General features: G+C 62.4%; 19 protein-coding genes. 10 read left to right on the forward strand and 9 right to left on the reverse strand.

What is annotated here, in order from left to right; genetic code table 11:
* The first annotated feature begins 11 nt into the window (after positions 1-11).
* From V1288_RS07660 to V1288_RS07680, 5 genes are all read left to right on the forward strand, one after another.
* The gene (locus tag V1288_RS07660) at positions 12-1,991 is read left to right on the forward strand and encodes a sodium:solute symporter family protein (RefSeq protein WP_334356477.1); all 1,980 of its coding nucleotides are present in this window, start codon (positions 12-14) and stop codon (positions 1,989-1,991) included.
* 89 nt (positions 1,992-2,080) lie between these two features.
* Complete coding sequence (locus V1288_RS07665; protein WP_334356478.1) at positions 2,081-2,485, forward strand: hypothetical protein; 405 nt, start codon at positions 2,081-2,083, stop codon at positions 2,483-2,485.
* Positions 2,482-2,805, forward strand: a complete 324-nt coding sequence (locus V1288_RS07670; protein WP_334356479.1) for a hypothetical protein — start codon at positions 2,482-2,484, stop codon at positions 2,803-2,805. The genes V1288_RS07665 and V1288_RS07670 overlap by 4 nt, the downstream gene beginning before the upstream one ends.
* Before the next feature lie 83 nt (positions 2,806-2,888).
* The gene (locus V1288_RS07675) at positions 2,889-3,257 is read left to right on the forward strand and encodes a hypothetical protein (protein ID WP_334356480.1); all 369 of its coding nucleotides are present in this window, start codon (positions 2,889-2,891) and stop codon (positions 3,255-3,257) included.
* Between the two features lie 227 nt (positions 3,258-3,484).
* On the forward strand, positions 3,485-5,134 hold the full coding sequence (locus V1288_RS07680) for an MFS transporter (protein WP_442894015.1): 1,650 nt from the start codon (positions 3,485-3,487) through the stop codon (positions 5,132-5,134).
* Positions 5,135-5,215: 81 nt separating this feature from the next.
* Here V1288_RS07680 and V1288_RS07685 read toward each other — a convergent pair whose 3' ends face one another.
* The 4 genes from V1288_RS07685 to V1288_RS07700 form a co-directional block, all read right to left on the reverse strand.
* Positions 5,216-5,689, reverse strand: a complete 474-nt coding sequence (locus V1288_RS07685) for a secondary thiamine-phosphate synthase enzyme YjbQ (RefSeq protein WP_334356482.1) — start codon at positions 5,687-5,689, stop codon at positions 5,216-5,218.
* Between the two features lie 355 nt (positions 5,690-6,044).
* A complete protein-coding gene (locus V1288_RS07690; protein ID WP_334356483.1) occupies positions 6,045-7,073 on the reverse strand; it encodes an IS110 family transposase in 1,029 nt (342 codons plus the stop codon).
* 187 nt (positions 7,074-7,260) lie between these two features.
* A complete protein-coding gene (locus V1288_RS07695; protein WP_334356484.1) occupies positions 7,261-7,800 on the reverse strand; it encodes a hypothetical protein in 540 nt (179 codons plus the stop codon).
* A gap of 212 nt (positions 7,801-8,012) precedes the next feature.
* Complete coding sequence (locus V1288_RS07700) at positions 8,013-8,321, reverse strand: DsbA family protein (RefSeq protein ID WP_442893924.1); 309 nt, start codon at positions 8,319-8,321, stop codon at positions 8,013-8,015.
* Between the two features lie 275 nt (positions 8,322-8,596).
* Here V1288_RS07700 and V1288_RS07705 point away from each other — a divergent pair, with 275 nt between their 5' ends.
* The 5 genes from V1288_RS07705 (at position 8,597) to V1288_RS07725 (ending at position 11,180) form a co-directional block, all read left to right on the forward strand.
* Positions 8,597-8,968 (forward strand): AtpZ/AtpI family protein, encoded by a 372-nt coding sequence (locus V1288_RS07705; RefSeq protein WP_334361232.1) that lies wholly within the window; start codon positions 8,597-8,599, stop codon positions 8,966-8,968.
* A 69-nt stretch (positions 8,969-9,037) separates the two neighbouring features.
* Positions 9,038-9,793 (forward strand): F0F1 ATP synthase subunit A, encoded by a 756-nt coding sequence (locus tag V1288_RS07710; protein WP_334356485.1) that lies wholly within the window; start codon positions 9,038-9,040, stop codon positions 9,791-9,793.
* Between the two features lie 54 nt (positions 9,794-9,847).
* Positions 9,848-10,078, forward strand: coding sequence for a F0F1 ATP synthase subunit C (locus V1288_RS07715; RefSeq protein ID WP_016847054.1), 231 nt, complete (start codon positions 9,848-9,850; stop codon positions 10,076-10,078).
* Positions 10,079-10,137: 59 nt separating this feature from the next.
* Entirely contained in the window at positions 10,138-10,686 is a 549-nt protein-coding gene (locus tag V1288_RS07720; protein WP_334356486.1) for a F0F1 ATP synthase subunit B family protein, read from the forward strand.
* A gap of 8 nt (positions 10,687-10,694) precedes the next feature.
* Positions 10,695-11,180, forward strand: coding sequence for a F0F1 ATP synthase subunit B family protein (locus V1288_RS07725; RefSeq protein ID WP_334356487.1), 486 nt, complete (start codon positions 10,695-10,697; stop codon positions 11,178-11,180).
* A gap of 51 nt (positions 11,181-11,231) precedes the next feature.
* Here the strand turns inward: V1288_RS07725 and V1288_RS07730 are convergent, their stop codons facing one another.
* The 5 genes from V1288_RS07730 to V1288_RS07750 all read right to left on the reverse strand — a co-directional run bounded on the left by V1288_RS07730 (position 11,232) and on the right by V1288_RS07750 (position 16,945).
* Positions 11,232-11,840 carry a hypothetical protein gene (locus V1288_RS07730; RefSeq protein WP_334361233.1) on the reverse strand — a complete coding sequence of 203 codons (609 nt, stop codon included), beginning with the start codon at positions 11,838-11,840 and terminating at the stop codon, positions 11,232-11,234.
* 131 nt (positions 11,841-11,971) lie between these two features.
* Positions 11,972-12,559, reverse strand: coding sequence for a GNAT family N-acetyltransferase (locus V1288_RS07735; protein ID WP_334356488.1), 588 nt, complete (start codon positions 12,557-12,559; stop codon positions 11,972-11,974).
* A gap of 65 nt (positions 12,560-12,624) precedes the next feature.
* Positions 12,625-13,914, reverse strand: a complete 1,290-nt coding sequence (locus tag V1288_RS07740) for a M16 family metallopeptidase (protein ID WP_334356489.1) — start codon at positions 13,912-13,914, stop codon at positions 12,625-12,627.
* Entirely contained in the window at positions 13,911-15,329 is a 1,419-nt protein-coding gene (gene thrC / locus V1288_RS07745) for a threonine synthase (RefSeq protein ID WP_334356490.1), read from the reverse strand. The genes V1288_RS07740 and thrC overlap by 4 nt, the downstream gene beginning before the upstream one ends.
* A 344-nt stretch (positions 15,330-15,673) precedes the next feature.
* Positions 15,674-16,945: a lipoprotein-releasing ABC transporter permease subunit gene (locus tag V1288_RS07750; RefSeq protein ID WP_334356491.1), complete on the reverse strand. Its 1,272-nt coding sequence runs from the start codon at positions 16,943-16,945 to the stop codon at positions 15,674-15,676.
* Between the last annotated feature and the right edge of the window lie 330 nt (positions 16,946-17,275).

The following is a 17,275-nucleotide window of genomic DNA, read 5'->3' on the forward strand; positions in this document are numbered from 1 at the left end:
GGGAATCGATCATGGCTACACAAGGCGCTGCCAGCACCACGGATTTCATCAAGAACCTGGGGAAGATGTACGGTACGTATACCGGCGGCTTCATCGGATTCATCCTCTTCCTCGCGGTTCTCGAGCAAGTCGGCGTTCCGAACAAGATCCTTGGCTATCTGTTCGTGTTCTTCACGCTCGCGGTTTACGCGATCATCGGGGTGATGACGCGAACGGCGGAAGTCTCCGAGTATTATGTCGCCGGACGGCGTGTCCCGGCTTTCTACAACGGCATGGCGACCGGTGCCGACTGGATGTCGGCGGCATCTTTCGTCGGCATGGCCGGCACTCTGTTCCTGCTCGGCTATGACGGCCTGGCCTGGGTGCTCGGATGGACCGGCGGCTTCGTGCTGGTATCGATCCTGATCGGACCATACCTGCGCAAGTTTGGCGCCTACACGGTGCCCGACTTCCTGTCGTTCCGGTACGGTGGCAATTTCGCTCGTTCTCTAGGCGTGATTGTGCTGGTCGCCTGCTCCTTTACCTATGTGACGGCGCAAATCTACGGCACCGGGATTATCGCCTCACGATTCCTTGGAATGCAGTTCGAGATCGCGGTGTTTGCAGGCCTTGTCGGCATCCTGCTCTGCGCGATGCTGGGCGGGATGCGGGCGGTGACCTGGACGCAGATCGCACAATACATCGTGCTGATCATCGCCTATCTGACCCCGATCGTTATCCTGTCCACCAAGAAGTATGGAATTCCGATCCCCGAACTCACTTACGGACAGGCGATTGCGGATATTACCGCGCGCGAGCAACAAATGCTGGCGACGGGTCTGACGACAGCCGCAGCGCTGAAGCCGCACATCCAGCCCTTTATCAACTACAGCCCGCTCAACTTCTTTGCGATCATCATGTGCATGATGGTCGGTACTGCATCGTTGCCACATATTCTGATGCGTTACTTCACCACCCCGTCGGTGCGTGAGGCGCGTCAGTCCGTCGCCTGGTCGCTGCTGTTCATCTTCCTGCTGTATTTCTCCGCGCCGGCCTACGCGGCATTCTCGAAACTGGAGGTGTACACCAACATCATCGGGCGGGATCTGTCCGCCATTCGCCCCTGGCTGTTCAGCTGGGGTGAACTCGGTCTGATCCAGATCTGCGGCAAGAATGCCGCCAGCATCGACGCCATCGTGGCGGCGTGCAAGGCGATCGCAGGACATCCCGGCGTCGTGAGACTGCAGGACTTCGTCATCAATACGGACGTGATCGTGCTTTCCACGCCAGAAATCGCGGGACTTCCGTATGTGATCTCGGGTCTGGTGGCAGCGGGCGGTCTGGCCGCTGCGCTGTCGACGGCGGACGGGCTGCTGCTCGCCATCGCAAACGCCCTCTCGCACGACGTCTATTACAAGATGATCGACCCCAACGCCCCGACGATGCGTCGGCTCACCGTGGCGCGCGCTCTTCTTGTGGTCGTTGCCGTGATCGCAGCCGCGACCGCCGCAACCAAACCCGGGGATATCCTGGCCATGGTCGGCTGGGCGTTCTCGCTGGCGATGGCGGGTAACTTCCCGGCGCTCGTGATGGGCGTCTGGTGGAAGCGGACAACGGCGACGGGGGCGGTCTGCGGTATTATCGCCGGCTTCGGACTGTGCCTGTTCTACCTCGTCACGACCCGGTACTTCCCGGGCGCGGGCGTGAAGTATTTCGGCATGACGTCGCTGACCAACCCGCTGACTGGGGCGCCGCTGGTCGATATCGCCAAAGCCATGACGTTGCCCAATGCCATGGAAAGCTTCCCGACCCTCGCCCACCCGATGGCGAACAAGGTTGGTTGGTTCGACCTGACCAACATCGCCTGCGGGTTGTTGGGAACGCCGCTGGGCTTCGCGGTCATCTACATCGTCAGCAAGCTCGGCAAGGAGCCATCGGCGGAAATGCAAGCCTATGTCGACGACATCCGGAAGCCGCGAGGCAGGACGGTGCTCGAGGAGAGGACCATTTAAGAAGCGACCGATAGATATCGGCAAGCGGGGCCCCTCGGGGCCCCGCTTTGTTTTCGAGGAAGCCATGACATCGCTTGCCGGGAAAGTCGTTGCTTGCCATTGTTGGGCTCAATCGTGGTGTCGTCACCCATCCCGGTTCGTCGACTACTGAAGCGCTGCGGGAGCACCGGACTTTGGATACTGCAACTTCATTTGCCGGCTATTGGTATTTCCATCTGCCGAACTTCATCCTGGCGGCGTTGATGTACACGATGCTCGGACGGTTCCTGCTCGGCCTGATGGTCGACGCGGATTCGCCGAACTATATCTGGCGATTCTTTTGCCGGATCACCGATCCCGCGATCGGCGTCATCTCGATCGTAACCCCGAAGATCACCCCTCCCGCCGTGCTTTGGCTGTTCGGCTTCGTCTGGCTGTTCTGGCTGCGCGTGGTGTTTCACTACACGTTGCTGGTGTTGAATCTCGCGCCCCGGCTCGGCGGAGCGGCATCATGAACCGCAATTTCTATTTCATCGGAATTGCGTTTTTCGGAATGATCAACGGCATCTTCAACCAGCTCGCGCTGATTTTCACGTTGCTGTACGTCCAACTACTCGCCGGGCCGCTGCTGTTTGGCAGCCTGTCCCTTACGCTGATGTTCGCGTCGCTGATGGTCTCGACCGCGACCGTCATTCTCGGCGGAATTCCGGCGGCGATTTACGAGCGCGTCACCGGCGCCTCGGAGTCGAACAACGCGTCGCTCTGGATCTGGCTTGCCGGAACGGCGCTTCTGGCGCTGCCAGCCGCCGGCAATTTTCTTAAAATCGGCCTTTAGCGCATCGGTTCCGGAGGTTGAGGCCGGACGGCCCAGCGGTTACGCTGGGCCTTCATTGGCTGCTGACGACGGAGTAGCGGATCATGGATGAGATGAGCCGTATTGCCTATGAAACGGTGCTGCGTGCCTGCGGCTTCGCATCGCTTGCCATATTCTGCATCATGATCGGCCTGTCTTTTCTTCCGCGATCTGCTTTCCAGGCCGGCGGCTTTCTCAGCATGATGATGACGCTCGTGCTCATTTTCAAGGCACGCGAAGCAAGGACCAAGGACCATCGGCGGACCGAGATGTGGCTCTATCTGCCCAAGGAGAGTCGGCCGCCGCAGGCTTTGGCCCAAAAGATGATTTCAAGCGTCATGCGGGAGACATATTTGTCGTTCGCGCGCTGGACTGCCATCATCTCGATTGTGATGTGGACCATCGCACTTATTTTCTCGGCCATTGGACTTTAGTCAGGGCCGCGCTCCACACGGGCAGATTCATTCAACAATTGCCGCGGCTTGATCGACGCAAAGCGGTGTTACGCCCCACCGAAAGTACTATTGGGCCATTACTCCCAAACATGTAGTGAGGCCTGCAATTACGCGTCGACTGACGCAACGCACATTTGCGCGATCATAAAAAGGGGAGCGAATCGGAAATGTCCACAATGACTGCCACGTCCGGCAAGGCCGCCGGGATGACGAAGGACGAACGTTTCGTCATTCTCGCGTCTTCGCTCGGTACCGTCTTCGAATGGTATGACTTCTACCTGTTCGGTTCGCTTGCCAGCATCATCGGCGCGCAGTTCTTCGGCGTCATCGATCCCGCAACAAATCAGCCGATGTTCAACCAGGCCACGCGCGACATCTTCGCGCTGCTGGCGTTCGCCGCGGGCTTTATCGTTCGCCCGTTCGGCGCCATCGTGTTCGGTCGCGTCGGCGACATCGTCGGCCGCAAATACACCTTCCTCGTCACCATCCTGATCATGGGCCTGTCGACCTTCATCGTCGGCATATTGCCCAACGCGGCGACCATCGGCATTGCGGCACCGATCATCCTGATCGCATTGCGCCTGCTGCAGGGCCTCGCGCTCGGCGGTGAGTACGGCGGTGCGGCGACGTACGTGGCGGAGCATGCCCCGATGGGCAAGCGCGGCTACTACACCTCGTTCATCCAGACCACGGCGACGCTCGGCCTGTTCCTGTCGCTGCTGGTGATCCTGTTCACCCGTTCTGCACTCGGCGAAACCGATTTCGCGAAATGGGGCTGGCGCATTCCGTTCCTGGTCTCGGTGTTGCTGCTCGGCATCTCGGTCTGGATCCGGCTGCGGTTGAATGAATCGCCGGTATTCCAGAAGATGAAGGACGAGGGCAAGGGCTCCAAGGCGCCGCTGACCGAAGCCTTCGCCAACTGGAGCAACGCCAAGATCGTCATCCTGGCGCTGATCGGCGGCGTGATGGGCCAGGGCGTGGTCTGGTACACGGGCCAGTTCTACGCGCTGTTCTTCATGCAATCGATCCTCAAGGTCGACGGCTATACCGCGAACCTGCTGATCGCCTGGTCGCTATTGTTCGGCACCGGCTTCTTCGTCGTGTTCGGCGCACTGTCCGACAGGATCGGCCGCAAGCCGATCATTCTGGCGGGCTGCCTGATCGCGGCGCTGACCTTCTTCCCGATCTTCAGGATGATCACCACCAACGCCAACCCGGCGCTGGAGAAAGCCATCGAGTCAGTCAAGGTGGAAGTGGTCGCAGACAAGGCAGGCTGCGGCGATCTGTTCAACCCGGTCGGCACCCGCGTCTTCACGGCACCCTGTGACACCGCCCGTGCCTACCTCGCGCAGCAGTCGGTCAAGTATTCGACCAGCTACGGTGCGGCAGGCTCCGGCGTGAAGGTCGTCGTCAACGGCAAGGATGTGCCGTACACGGCAGCGGCGGCTTCCAACCCGCAAGTGCTGGCGGCGGTGCAGGGCGCAGGCTATCCGAAAGCAGGCGACGCCCAGATTGTGAAGATGTCGCATCCGTTCGATATCTTCCAACCGCGGATCGCGGCTGTGATCGGGCTGCTGTTCATCCTGGTGGTCTACGTCACCATGGTGTACGGGCCGATCGCGGCGATGCTGGTCGAACTGTTCCCAACCAAGATCCGCTACACCTCGATGTCGCTGCCCTATCACATCGGCAACGGCTGGTTCGGCGGATTGCTGCCGGCGACCTCGTTCGCGATCGTGGCCTCGACCGGCGATATCTACGCGGGTCTCTGGTATCCGATCATCTTCGCTTCGATTACCGCGGTGGTCGGCTTCTTCTTCCTGCCGGAAACCAAGGACGTCGACATCACGAAGTAAACGACCCCATCCGGCGGCGGCCGGACGGAAACACGAACCGGCCGCGGAGCGATCCGCGGCCAGTTTGCTTTTGTGGGAGCCTCAATTTGTGGCGCCGATGAACTGCAGCACGATCTCGCGCCGGTGCGGCCGCGCGCGGTGCTCGACCAGGTAGATCGCCTGCCACGTGCCCAGCGCGGGCGCGCCCTGCAGCACCGGGACGTGCAGCGAGGTCGCGGTCAGCATGGTCTTGATGTGCGCCGGCATGTCGTCCGGTCCCTCGGTGTCGTGGCGCCAGCCGGCGTTTTCGGGCGCGAGCCGGTTCAGCGCCGTCGTCAAATCGACGAGCACGGTCGGATCGGCATTTTCCTGGATCGTCAGCGACGCCGAGGTGTGGCGGATGAACAGCGTCACAGCGCCTTCGCGCGCCCGGGCGTCGCGCACGAATTTCGCGACCTCGGCGGTGAGGTCGGTAAAGCCTGCGCCTGAGGTCTGCACGGTCAGCAGCGAGGACACAATGGTGTTGGCGGCGACGGCGGAGGGCGTGGTGCGGGAAACAGATTTTGGTGAGGTCATCTCAGCGATCTTCGTAGATGGTGGGCAAAGGCGCACTTCGCGCCGTGCCCACCAGTTTCTTGCTCGATAAAATTGGTGGGCACGCTTCGCTTTGCCCACCCTTCTGTAACGGGCCTCGATTAGTCAATCCCTTTTGCGTTGTCCGCTCGCCGGGGTCTCGCTTCTGTACGGGGTCGGCGCAGGGCCGCCACCTGATGGGGTTGGAAGAGGATAGGTCGACCAATCTACGTTGAGCGTGCTCACGAGGGCAACCTGGTGGGCAACGGCCTGACCTGATCCATCGTCCCGGCGAAGGGACTTCGCTTCGAGAAGGCCTGGTGTCGTGACCCGCCCGAAAACGGTTGCGTCTCTCCTGTCAGGCTGCCGTCGCAGCGGCGTTAAAGGGGGTTCCGTCGGCGAGCATGCGATGCATGATCACCGCGAGCCGGCGCGCCAGCGCCACCTTGGCTTTGCTCATGCCGGCGCGCTTTTTGATCCGCATGGCCCAGCTCTTCAATTGCGAACAGCCTTTGACCGGCTTGGTCAGCATGACGTTGGCGGCCTCGTAAAGCGCCGTGCGCACCGAGGCGTCACCGATCTTGCTGATCCGGCCGGTGTAGTTGGTCTCGCCGGATTGGTGCTTCTTCGGGGTCAACCCGAAATGGGCTCCTGCCTGCTTCGACGATTTGAACCGGGTTGGATCGTCGATGGCGCTGGCATAGGTCAGCGCCACGATCGGGCCGACCGCCGGGACCGACGTCAGCAGCCGCGCCTGCATGTCAGACCGCACCATCCTGCAGGTCTGTTTCTCGAAAGCTGCGAACTCGGTCCGCAGCACCGCCCGCACCGCCAGCAGCGCCTTGGCGATCATCTGCAGGTGCGGGTGGCCGTCCACGAGTTCCTCGATCCGTCCCGCGAACTTCTGCCCGGTCGTCTTGCCAACCTTCAGGCCAAAACCGCGCAGGATCCCGCGCAGGCTGTTCTCCACGTCGAGAAGCTTCGATTGCACCAGCTTGCGCGCCGTCAGCAGCGATCGGGTCTCTTGCGCACTGATCGATTTGCAGTGGACCGGTCGGAACCAGCCCAGCCGCATCAGTTGCGCAATCCCTCGCGCGTCGTTGCGATCCGACTTGACCGGCATCGCCTCAAACGCCTTCCGCACGTGCCGCGTCTCCAGCAGCTCAACGGCGAGGCCGGCGGCCTTCATCCCCGCAAACAGCCATTGCGACAGCGGCCCGGCCTCCAGCCCGATCCGCTCAAACTCAAAGCCAGACGACCGGAACCAGGCGATCAGCGCCTCCGGCTCGCTGGCCACCCTGGCCTCGCGCAAAATCTTGCCGCTTGCGTCAACAACACACACGCTCGAGCATTCCAATGACACGTCGATTCCGGCATAGTAGTTCATGGTCGTCTCTCCTCGATGTTTGGAGCGAGGCTCATCCCTCGACTCCGTCACACCATCAATGTGAGGGACGACCGCCCGCCCTCCAAGCAAGCCGCGCGCAGCGCGCCATCAAATAGCGCCGTAGCAAGCGCGGCTTGCTTGGAGGGCAGACCCGGGCCCGTTACCCCATCTACAAATTCAATGGCTGTCAAATCTTGCCGTTGACGTCCCGCTGCACCCGGTTGGCCATCTCGATCAGGCGCCGCCAGGCCCGCTCCAGGAACGACATCACGCGGTCCATGTCGCGGTCGCTCGGCAGCGGGATTTCAATCTTGCGCTCGCTCTCCGTGACCTTCGGCTCGCCCTTCTTCAGCGAGTCCGATTTCGGCAGCGGCTCCTCGATCTTGCCGGGCACGGTGGGCTCGCGCGAGGCGAGCTCTGCCTTGAACCTTTCATTCTCGGCCTGCAGCCGGACAATGTCGGCCTGCAGACGGCCGATTTCCGCGTCCATCGCCGCGCGCTCGTCGGGCACGGCATAGCAGGCCCAGCCTGTACCTGAATTGTTACAGGTCGAGACTGCGCCGGTGCGGGTGTCGAGACGGAGTACGCCATCGCCCGCCGGCGACAGTGCGTAACGGCCGTTTTCGGTCTCCGGCATCGCGCCCGCCAGCGCGTGACCGCAACCACCGAGGCAACCCGCCAGTATGATGGCGACCGATAATTTCGAGGACGATTTCGCTGTGCGCATGGCCTTGCTCCCGCCTCAAGGAGTTACCGGTTTCCTCGACCGCCGAGGCGCTTTCAAGGCGCCCCTGGACTGTAGAGCTATAGGGCGCACGCCCGGACTTCAACGCATCCTCAAGCAATTCGAGACGGTCCTGCCCCCAGAACACGTCGCCTTCCAGCGCATAGACCGGCGAGCCGAACACGTCGGCCGCCAGCGCATCCGGCCGGTTCTGCTCATAGGCCGCGCTGATTTCCTTCGAACCGGAGCGCTCCATCAGTTGCTTGCCGGGTAGCCGGCTGCAGATGAAATTTCAGTCCGCGCTTGTCGCGCCAGCGCTGCAATTCGACCATCCGGCAGCGCTGCCGTACCGGTGGCCCTTCATCAAGGGCAAGCCGCCGGTTTCCGAAAAATAGATCGACCAGCACTGCCGGCTTGTGATTAAGCTTGAGATCGTAAGTACTTATCAGGTCGCGAAAGGACTGATGGCCGATGTAGGCCCAGGGCGATTGGAGCGAGAAATAGGAATCGACCTGACGCGGCATGCGGGCTCCGGGGAGGAGGATTGTCGTTTCACGCGGAGCATCCCTGAAGACCGCCCAGCTGGGCGCAAGATCGATCCGCGCGGGAATAGCTGCTGCACTGCGATGACGGTCCACAGCGTCGCAGGCGACACCTGAATAAACCCAATTAAATCAACGAACTAATTGGTTACGGCCTAATCTTGACTTGATTAGACGCGGTAAGTATGGTCCGCGCGGCTTTCAAGGGTGACGGGCGTAATTTCCATCAACCGTTGGCATCGTTTAATGTCTTGGGCATGGCCCAAGACAAGAACGACAACGCAAGTGGAAATCGCGATCAGCCGTCTTCCGACGAAGCTGCGCTTTCCGCAAGGCTCGGAAGTCTGGATCAACGGTTGTCCGAAATTCGCGACAGCCGGAAACCCAGGACTGATCAACCCGGAACTGAAAGCGGAGATTCGGCTGCCAGAGCATCTGCGATGGCGCTGGGTTTCCGGCTTTCCTCGGAGTTGGTCGCGGGCGTTGTCGTCGGAGCGGCGATTGGCTGGGGGTTCGACCGTTTATTGTCGACATCGCCGTTCGGTTTCATCGTGTTTCTTCTGCTCGGCTTCGTCGCCGGCGTGGTCAACGTGGTGAGAACTGCAGGCGCAGGTCCAGGCAGGCGCTGAGCGTCGTCGGGAAGTCACGACATTTGAAATTCGAGTGCCGGCCAGGCCGGTGGATAAAGAGCCGCGCGGATGAAAATCGACCCGATCCACCAGTTCAATATCGAACCCCTCTTCACGATCGGCCATATCGGCAACCACACGATCGCCTTCACCAACTCTTCGCTCTACATGTTCCTGTCGGTAGCGGTGATCTCGCTATTGATGATCGGCGGCATGGCGGGACGGCAACTGGTTCCCGGGCGGCTGCAGTCGATCGCCGAAATCTCCTACGAGTTCGTCGCCTCGACGATCCGCTCTACCGCCGGCGCGGAAGGCATGAAGTTCTTCCCGCTGATCTTCTCGCTGTTCATGTTCATCTGCATCTCGAACCTGATCGGCATCATCCCCTACACGTTCACGGTTTCGAGCCACATCATCGTCACCGCGGCGCTGGCCTTCCTGGTTTTCTTCACCGTCCTGATCTACGGGCTCTACAAGAACGGCTTCAAGTTCTTCAAGATTTTCGTGCCCTCCGGCGTGCCGATCTACATCCTGCCGCTGGTCATGTTCATCGAAATCCTGTCGTTCTTCCTGCGGCCGGTCTCACACAGCGTGCGTTTGTTCGCCAACATGCTGGCCGGCCACATCGCGCTGAAGGTGTTCGCGGGCTTCGTTGCCATGCTCGGCGTCTCGCTTGGCGCGCTCGGCTGGGCCGGCGGCATGCTGCCGCTGGCGCTCACGGTGGCGCTGACCGCGCTCGAACTGCTGGTCGCATTCCTGCAGGCCTATGTGTTCGCGATCCTGACCTGCATCTACCTCAACGACGCCATTCATCCGGGACACTAAGCGGTCCGGGGAATTTCCACCCACACTTTGTCTTATCCTCAAGGAGCTCTAGAAATGGAACCGGCAGCAGCTAAACTTATCGGCGCGGGCATCGCATGCATCGGCATGGGCGGCGCGGGCGTCGGCGTGGGCATCATCTTCGGCAACTACCTTGCCGCTGCCGTGCGCAATCCTTCCGCAGCACAGGGCCAGTTCGGCAACCTGATCTTCGGCTTCGCCGTGACCGAAGCGCTCGGCATCTTCTCGCTGCTGATCGCGCTGCTGCTGCTGTTCGTTCCGCTCTGAGCTGCACCCTATCGCGCCGCCCGGTCCGGGCGGCGCGCTGACAGCAACAGGAGAACCCCGTGGCTGAGAAAAGTCATGGTACCGGCGCCCACACCGAGGCAGACGGCGGACACGGCGGAGGATTTCCTCCGTTCGAGTCGAGCACGTTTGCTTCGCAACTGGTGTCGCTCGTTATCGCGTTCGTCGCGCTCTATGTGATCGTGTCCCGCTTTGCGCTGCCGCGCGTCGAAAGCGTGATCGACGCACGTCAGAACGCGATCGAGGGCGATCTGGCGGCCGCGCAGAAGCTGAAGGACGAGTCGGATGCTGCGCTGAAGGCGTATGAGACCGAACTCGCTTCCGCTCGCTCCCGCGCGCAAGCCATCGGCAGCGAGACCCGCGAGAAGCTGAACGCGGCCGCGGAAGCCGAGCGCAAGAAGCTGGAAGACCAGCTCGCCACCAAGCTTGCCGCCGCCGAGAAGCAGATTGCGGCGACCCGCGAGACCGCGATGAGCAATGTCCGCGGCATCGCCGCGGATGCCGCCGGCGCGATCGTGCAGCGGCTCACCGGCGTGCTGCCCGACGGCAAGACGGTGAGCAAGGCCGTCGATGCCACGTTGAAGGGATAGACAGACCGATGTTCACCGAACCGGAAACCTGGGTCGCGATCGCTTTCGTCATCCTCATGGTGCTGTTTGCCTATCTCGGCATCCACAAGACGGTGCTGACGGCGCTCGATCATCGCGCCCAGCGCATCAAGGCCGAACTTGACGACGCCCGCCGTCTCAAGGAGGAGGCCGCCAAGCTGCTCGGCGAATACAAGACCCGCCGTGCCAGCGCCGAGCGCGAGGCCGAGGAAATCATCGCCAACGCCAAGGCCGAAGCCGAGCGCATCGCGATCGAGGCCAAAGCCAAGATGGAAGACTTCGTCGCCCGCCGCACCAAGACCGCCGAGGGCAAGATCGCCCTCGCCGAAGCCCAGGCGCTGGCCGATGTCCGCGCCGCCGCCGCCAACGCCGCAGTCGAAGCCGCCTCGACCATCCTGTCGCAGTCGGTCAAGGGCTCGGTCGCCGACGACCTGCTCGCCAAGGGCATCGCCGAAGTTCGCGCCAAGCTGAACTGAGCGCTTTCAACCACCAATCAAAGCCGGCGCGAGGCGATCGCGCCGGCTTTTTTATTGCTTCTTCTTTTTCGGCGCCGGGCGTTCGGGCTTCAGCGCCTGCGGGTCGAACCCGATATAGAAGATGTAGCTGTCGCCGTCGGCGCCGGGAGGGGCGGGATAGGTGAGATCTTCGGCCACCAACGTGAACGGCTCGCTGCCGCCTTCCGTCATAGTGACGGTGGTCTGATAGGCCTTGGTGGCGATGGTCTTCTCAGAGATGCCGCCGTGCACCACTGCGACGCGAATCGGGACCTGGACCGAGGGCGGTGCGCCGGCCGGGCCGGCAATGACGCGGCCCTGAATGCCGATCCGCGCCGTGATCACGCCGCCATTGACGCTGCATTCGCGGGCCATTTTGGAGATCGTCGCCTGAAAGCGCAGGTCGTTGCCGACCGGCTGCTTGCCGGGCGCCGCCACGGCATAGGTGGCCGCCCCGGCCCTGACCGTGACCGGCGGACAGGTCAGATCGCCGGTGTCCTGGGGCACCGCCGGCGCATTGGTGGCCGGCTCCTCGTCCGACTTACCGCCAAACAGGCTCTTGAAACGATCGGTGAGCGATTGCGCCGATGCCGGCGCCGCCGTCAGGCAGGCCAGCCCGCCCGCAACCGCCGCCGCGGCCATCACCTTGGCCAAACGAATTTTACCCATGCGACGTCCCCGAATCCCATCGTCCACGTCATTGTTCCCGGCGGCGTTATAGCAGCCCAATGGCGGCGAACCCAAGGCACCTAAAAGGCTTAGAAATCAACGGTTCAGCCGCGGAAATCCTCATGCAGCAGGCCGAACAGCAGATGGTCCTGCCAGACGCCGTTGATGCAGAGATAGCGCCGCGCCAACCCCTCGCGGGTGAAGCCGCATTTCTCCAGCACCCGGATCGAGGGCGAATTGGAGGGAATGCAGGCGGCCTCGATGCGGTGCAAATTGAGCTCACCGAACAGCGTCGGCAGCAGCACCCGAAGCGCCGCGGTCATGTAGCCGCGATGGGCGTAGGGCTCGCCGACCCAATAGCCGATGGTGCCGGCCTGCACGATGCCGCGGCGGACATTGGCCAGCGTGATGCCGCCGATCATGGCGCCGTCGGACTCGCGGAAGATGATGAACGGATAGGAGCGGTCGGCGGCGATATCCTCGGCGTAGCGGCGCAACCTTCGGCGAAAGCCGGCGCGGGTCAGATCGTCCGACGGCCAGATCGGCTCCCACGGCGTCAGGTAAGCGCGGCTTTGTTCGCGCAATTGCGCCCATTGCAGGAAATCCGCCATTTGCGGGGCGCGCAGCAGGAGACCGTGACCGCGCGGCACGAGCGCGGCTGGTCCGCTGGTTGGCAAACGAAACAGGGCCATGCCCGTTACTCTCCCGCCCGTACTACCTCTCCCTTGCCCCGCTCTTGCCGGGAGAGGTTGAAGCGCTAATGCAGCAGCGTCTTCGCCTTCGACTTCGTCAATCCTTCCGCAAAAGACACCGCCGTGTCCAGACCCCTGCCGCTGCCAAGCGCGACAACCGCCGGCCGGCTGCGGGACAACAACGCGTGCGCCGCATTGCGGGTCGATTCGACGCTGACCGCGTCGATCCGCGCCACCAGCTCTTCCACCGTCTGGGGCCGGCCATAGGCCAGCACGTGCCGCGCGAGCTGCTCAGCCCGGGAGGAGCAGCTTTCCAGCGCCATCAGCAGCCCCGCCTTCATCTGCGCCTTGGCGCGGGCAATCTCGGCCTCGGTGAGGGTCTCGACGGCGTCATTGATGACGTCGACGATGACCTCCATCATTTCGGGCGCGTCGCCGGGATCGGTGCCGGTGTAGAGGCCGAAAAAGCCGGTGTCGGAATACGGCGCGTGGAAGGTATAGATCGAATAGCACAAGCCGCGCTTTTCGCGCACTTCCTGGAACAGCCGCGACGACATTCCGCCGCCGAGCGTGTTGGTGAAGACCTGCAGCGAGAACAGCGACAGATCGGTCTGCGGCACGCCTTCGAGCGCCAGCGTCAGATGCGCCTGCTCGAGGTCGCGGTGCACCACCCGCGAGCCGCCCTTGCCGAACAGCGCCGGCACCGGCTTCGGCGCGGGTGTGGCGTCGAAGCTGGCAAATCTTTTCGCCACGTCCTCGACCACGCGCTTGTGGTCGACCGCACCCGCGGCGGCCACCACCATGTCGGGGCCGCGGTAATGCGTCGAGAGATAGCCGCGCAGCATGTCGCGATCGAAATTCTTCAGCGTCTTCGCGGTGCCGAGCAGCGAACGGCCCATCGGCTGCTCTGGAAAGCAGAGTTCGTTGAGGTGTTCGAACACGACGTCATCAGGCGTATCCTGCGCCGCGCCGATTTCCTGCACGATGACGCTCTTCTCGCGCTCGAGTTCATCCGGCACGAAGGACGGATTGGCCAGGATGTCGGAGAGCACGTCGAGCGCGAGCGGCACGTCGGCCTTCATCACCCGCGCATAATAGGCGGTGGTCTCCGTCGAGGTTCCCGCATTGAGGTCGCCGCCGACCGCCTCGATTTCCTCGACGATCTCGCGCGAGGAGCGCCGCGTCGTGCCCTTGAAGGCCATGTGTTCCAGAAGATGCGAGATGCCGTGCTCGTTCGGCTTTTCGTCGCGGCCGCCGACGCCGGCCCAGACGCCGAGCGCGGCCGTTTCCAGATGCGGCATGGTGTCGGTGACGACGGTCAGACCGGACGGCAGCTTGGTCACGTCAACGCTCATCCGGCAACTCCCTGCTTCGCGGCACGGCTCACCGAGCGCACGAATCGCTCCACTTCTGCTGAATCGTTTTTCATCACCGTGATGTGTTCGGACTTGGTCATGAGACCGTCGAGCCATGCCGGCAGTTGCGGCCGCACGCCGCAGGCGGCTTCCACCGCATCGGGGAACTTGGCCGGATGCGCGGTCGACAGTACGATGTTGGGTATTCTCGAATCCGAGGTATCGCGATCGGCCACCGCCAACGCCACCGCGGTATGGGGATCGACGAGGTCGCCGGCCTCACGCCAGGCGGCGCGGATCGCGGCGGCCGTCTCGGTCTCGTCGGCGCGGCCGGCGTCAAATTCCTCGCGGATCGCAGCCAGCATGGCATCCGGCAGCACAAAACGTCCGGATTGTTTCAGCGAGCCCATCAGCCGGCGAACGCTGTCGGCATCGCGGCGGCTCGCCTCGAACAGCAGCCGCTCGAAATTCGAGGAGACCTGGATGTCCATCGAGGGCGAGGCGGAGGCGTGGACCTCGCGTACCTCATAGATGCCGGTCTTGAGCGTGCGCGGCAGGATGTCGTTGACGTTGGAGGCGATGCGCAGCCAGCGGACCGGCAGGCCCATTTTCTTCGCGACATAGCCCGCAAAAATGTCGCCGAAATTGCCGGTCGGCACCGTGAAATCGACCGTGCGCGCGGGCGCGCCGAGAGCTGTGGCAGAAGTGAAATAATACACCACCTGCGCGACGATCCGCGCCCAGTTGATCGAGTTGACGCCCGACAGCGAGACCGCATCGCGAAAACCGTGATGGTTGAACATCGCCTTCACGATCGCCTGACAGTCGTCGAAGGTGCCTTCGATCGCCAGCGCATGCACGTTGGACGCGCCCGTCGTCGTCATCATCCGCCGCTGCACGTCGGAGATGCGCCCGTTCGGGAACAGCACGACCAGATCCACATTGTCGAGACCCGCGAACGCATCGACCGCGGCGCCGCCGGTATCGCCTGAGGTTGCGACCACGATGGTGGTGCGCTGGTTGCGTTTGGCCAGCACGTGATCCATCAGCCGCGAGATCAACTGCATCGCGACGTCCTTGAACGCCAGCGTCGGGCCGTGGAACAGCTCCAGCACGAATTGATTGGGCCCGACCTGGTTGAGCGGCACGACGGCCGGATGGCGGAAGGTGGCGTAGGCCTCGTTCGCCATGCGGCCGAGATCGGCGTCGGAGATTTCCCCCGCAGTAAACGGCTTGATCACGTCGACGGCGACTTCCCAATAGGGCCGGCCGAAAAATCCGGCGATAGTCTCATGCGAGAGTTGCGGCCAGACCTCAGGCACGTAGAGGCCGCCGTCGCGTGCAAGCCCGGTCAGCATCACATCGCAGAAACCCAGGACGGGGGCCTCCCCCCGTGTCGAAATATAGCGCGTCAAACCACCCTCCAAAGGCGCAAGCCCTATGCCAAGCCTTTGATATTGATCATGAATTCAATTTCGCCAAATGCGAAGCGAGCGGCACCATAAAGCGTTTTTGCGCGAAGGGGAAATGGCATGAGGGTGAAAAGACAGGGGTGGGGTCTCGCCAAGCAACTGCTGTCGTCCCTGCGGAAAGCAGGGACCCATACTCAGCGGCGGAAATTATTGGGTGCGCTGGTCGACGGTTTTCTTCAACAACGCAAGCCGGTGGTTATCGGTCCCTGCGCCCGTGCGCAATTGCGCACTAGGCAGGGACGACGATGGACCGTCGTTCCAGGGCAACGCTGAGGCCGCGCGTTCAACTACCCATAGCGAAGCGCGTCGACCGGATCGAGCCGCGCGGCGCGCCAGGATGGATAGAGCGTCGCGAGGAAGGACAGCGTCAGCGCCATGACCACGACGCCGGCGGTTTCGCCAAAATCGACCTCCGCCGGCAGCTTCGACAGAAAGTAGAGTTTTGGTGGAAACAATTCAGTGTTGGTGAGCCAGGACAGGAATTGCCGGATCGATTCGATGTTCAGGCAAACCAGCATGCCGACGAGCAATCCGGTCAGCGTGCCGATCACGCCGATCGCAGCGCCTGCGATCAGGAACACCCGCATGATCGCCCCGCGCGATGCGCCTATCGTACGCAGAATGGCGATATCGCTGCCCTTGTCCTTCACGAGCATGATCAGACCCGAGACGATGTTCAGCGCGGCGACCAGCACGATCAAGGTCAGGATCAGAAACATGACGTTGCGTTCGACCTGAAGCGCTGCGAAAAACGCCGAGGTGCGCCGGCGCCAGTCGACAAGGAACACCGGCCGCCCGGCGGCGTCTGCCACCGGCCTTCGGAATTCGTCGACCCTGTCGGGACTGGCGTCGATGAATATTTCGATGGCACTCACATCATCGGCGCGCTTGAAATAAGCCTGCGCCTCGGCGAGCGGCAGAAAAACCATCACGGAATCATATTCCGACATGTCGAGGCTGAACACCGCCGCGACCTTGTACGGCTTGATACGAGGCGCCGCACCCTTCGACGTCACGGCGCCGTCTGGCGCAACCAGCGTGATGTTGTCGCCGACACGCAGCGACAATTGATCAGCAAGCCTGCGCCCGATGGCGACCCCCTGTCCCTGCTCAAATGCGTCCAGCGAGCCCTGCTGGATGTTGCTGGTGATCGAGGCAAGCTGGTTGAGATCATCGGGGCGAATGCCGCGAATCAGTACGCCTGAGGCATTCTGCGCCGACGATGCCAGCGCCGGACCATCCACCACGGGAGCGGCCAGCCGTATGCCAGGAACCTGACGGATGCGTTCAGTGACGTCCTTCCAGTCGGTCAGCGACGATTCGAGCGGTTGCACCACAAGATGGCCATTGAGGCCGACGATCTTGTCGATCAATTCCTTGCGAAAACCGTTCATGACGGCCATCACGATAATCAGCGTCGCAACGCCGAGCATGATGCCGAGGAAGGAGAAACCGGCAATGACGGAGATGAAGCCTTCCTTGCGGCGCGCCCGCAGGTAGCGCCCGGACACCAGCCATTCGAATGCTGAGAAAGGCAATGGGCGCGGGGGATTTTCCATGGCGCCACTTTAGCGCGTTTTTGGTACGATTCGAGCGGCTCGCTTCGATGAACAATCCTCATCCACCGCCATATTCCCGCCATGCCGGACCGGGCGCGGCGAACACGCGGGCGTGGAATGAAGCCGGTGACGAGAATGATCGACCGCGCTGCGGCCGGCATGAAGCACGGCGTCGATGGCGACGTGGGCTTACGGTCTCAGAACGATCGCGCCGGCCGACCTTCGTGTTCGAGAATTATGACATCTTCGGCATAGAAGGAAACCGAGCCTGGGATGTCGCCTGGTGGGCCATAACCGGACATCGGAGATGCCTTCGAGACTACGCGCCAG

It is taken from the genome of Bradyrhizobium sp. AZCC 2176, from assembly GCF_036924645.1.
Classification (GTDB): Bacteria; Pseudomonadota; Alphaproteobacteria; order Rhizobiales; family Xanthobacteraceae; genus Bradyrhizobium.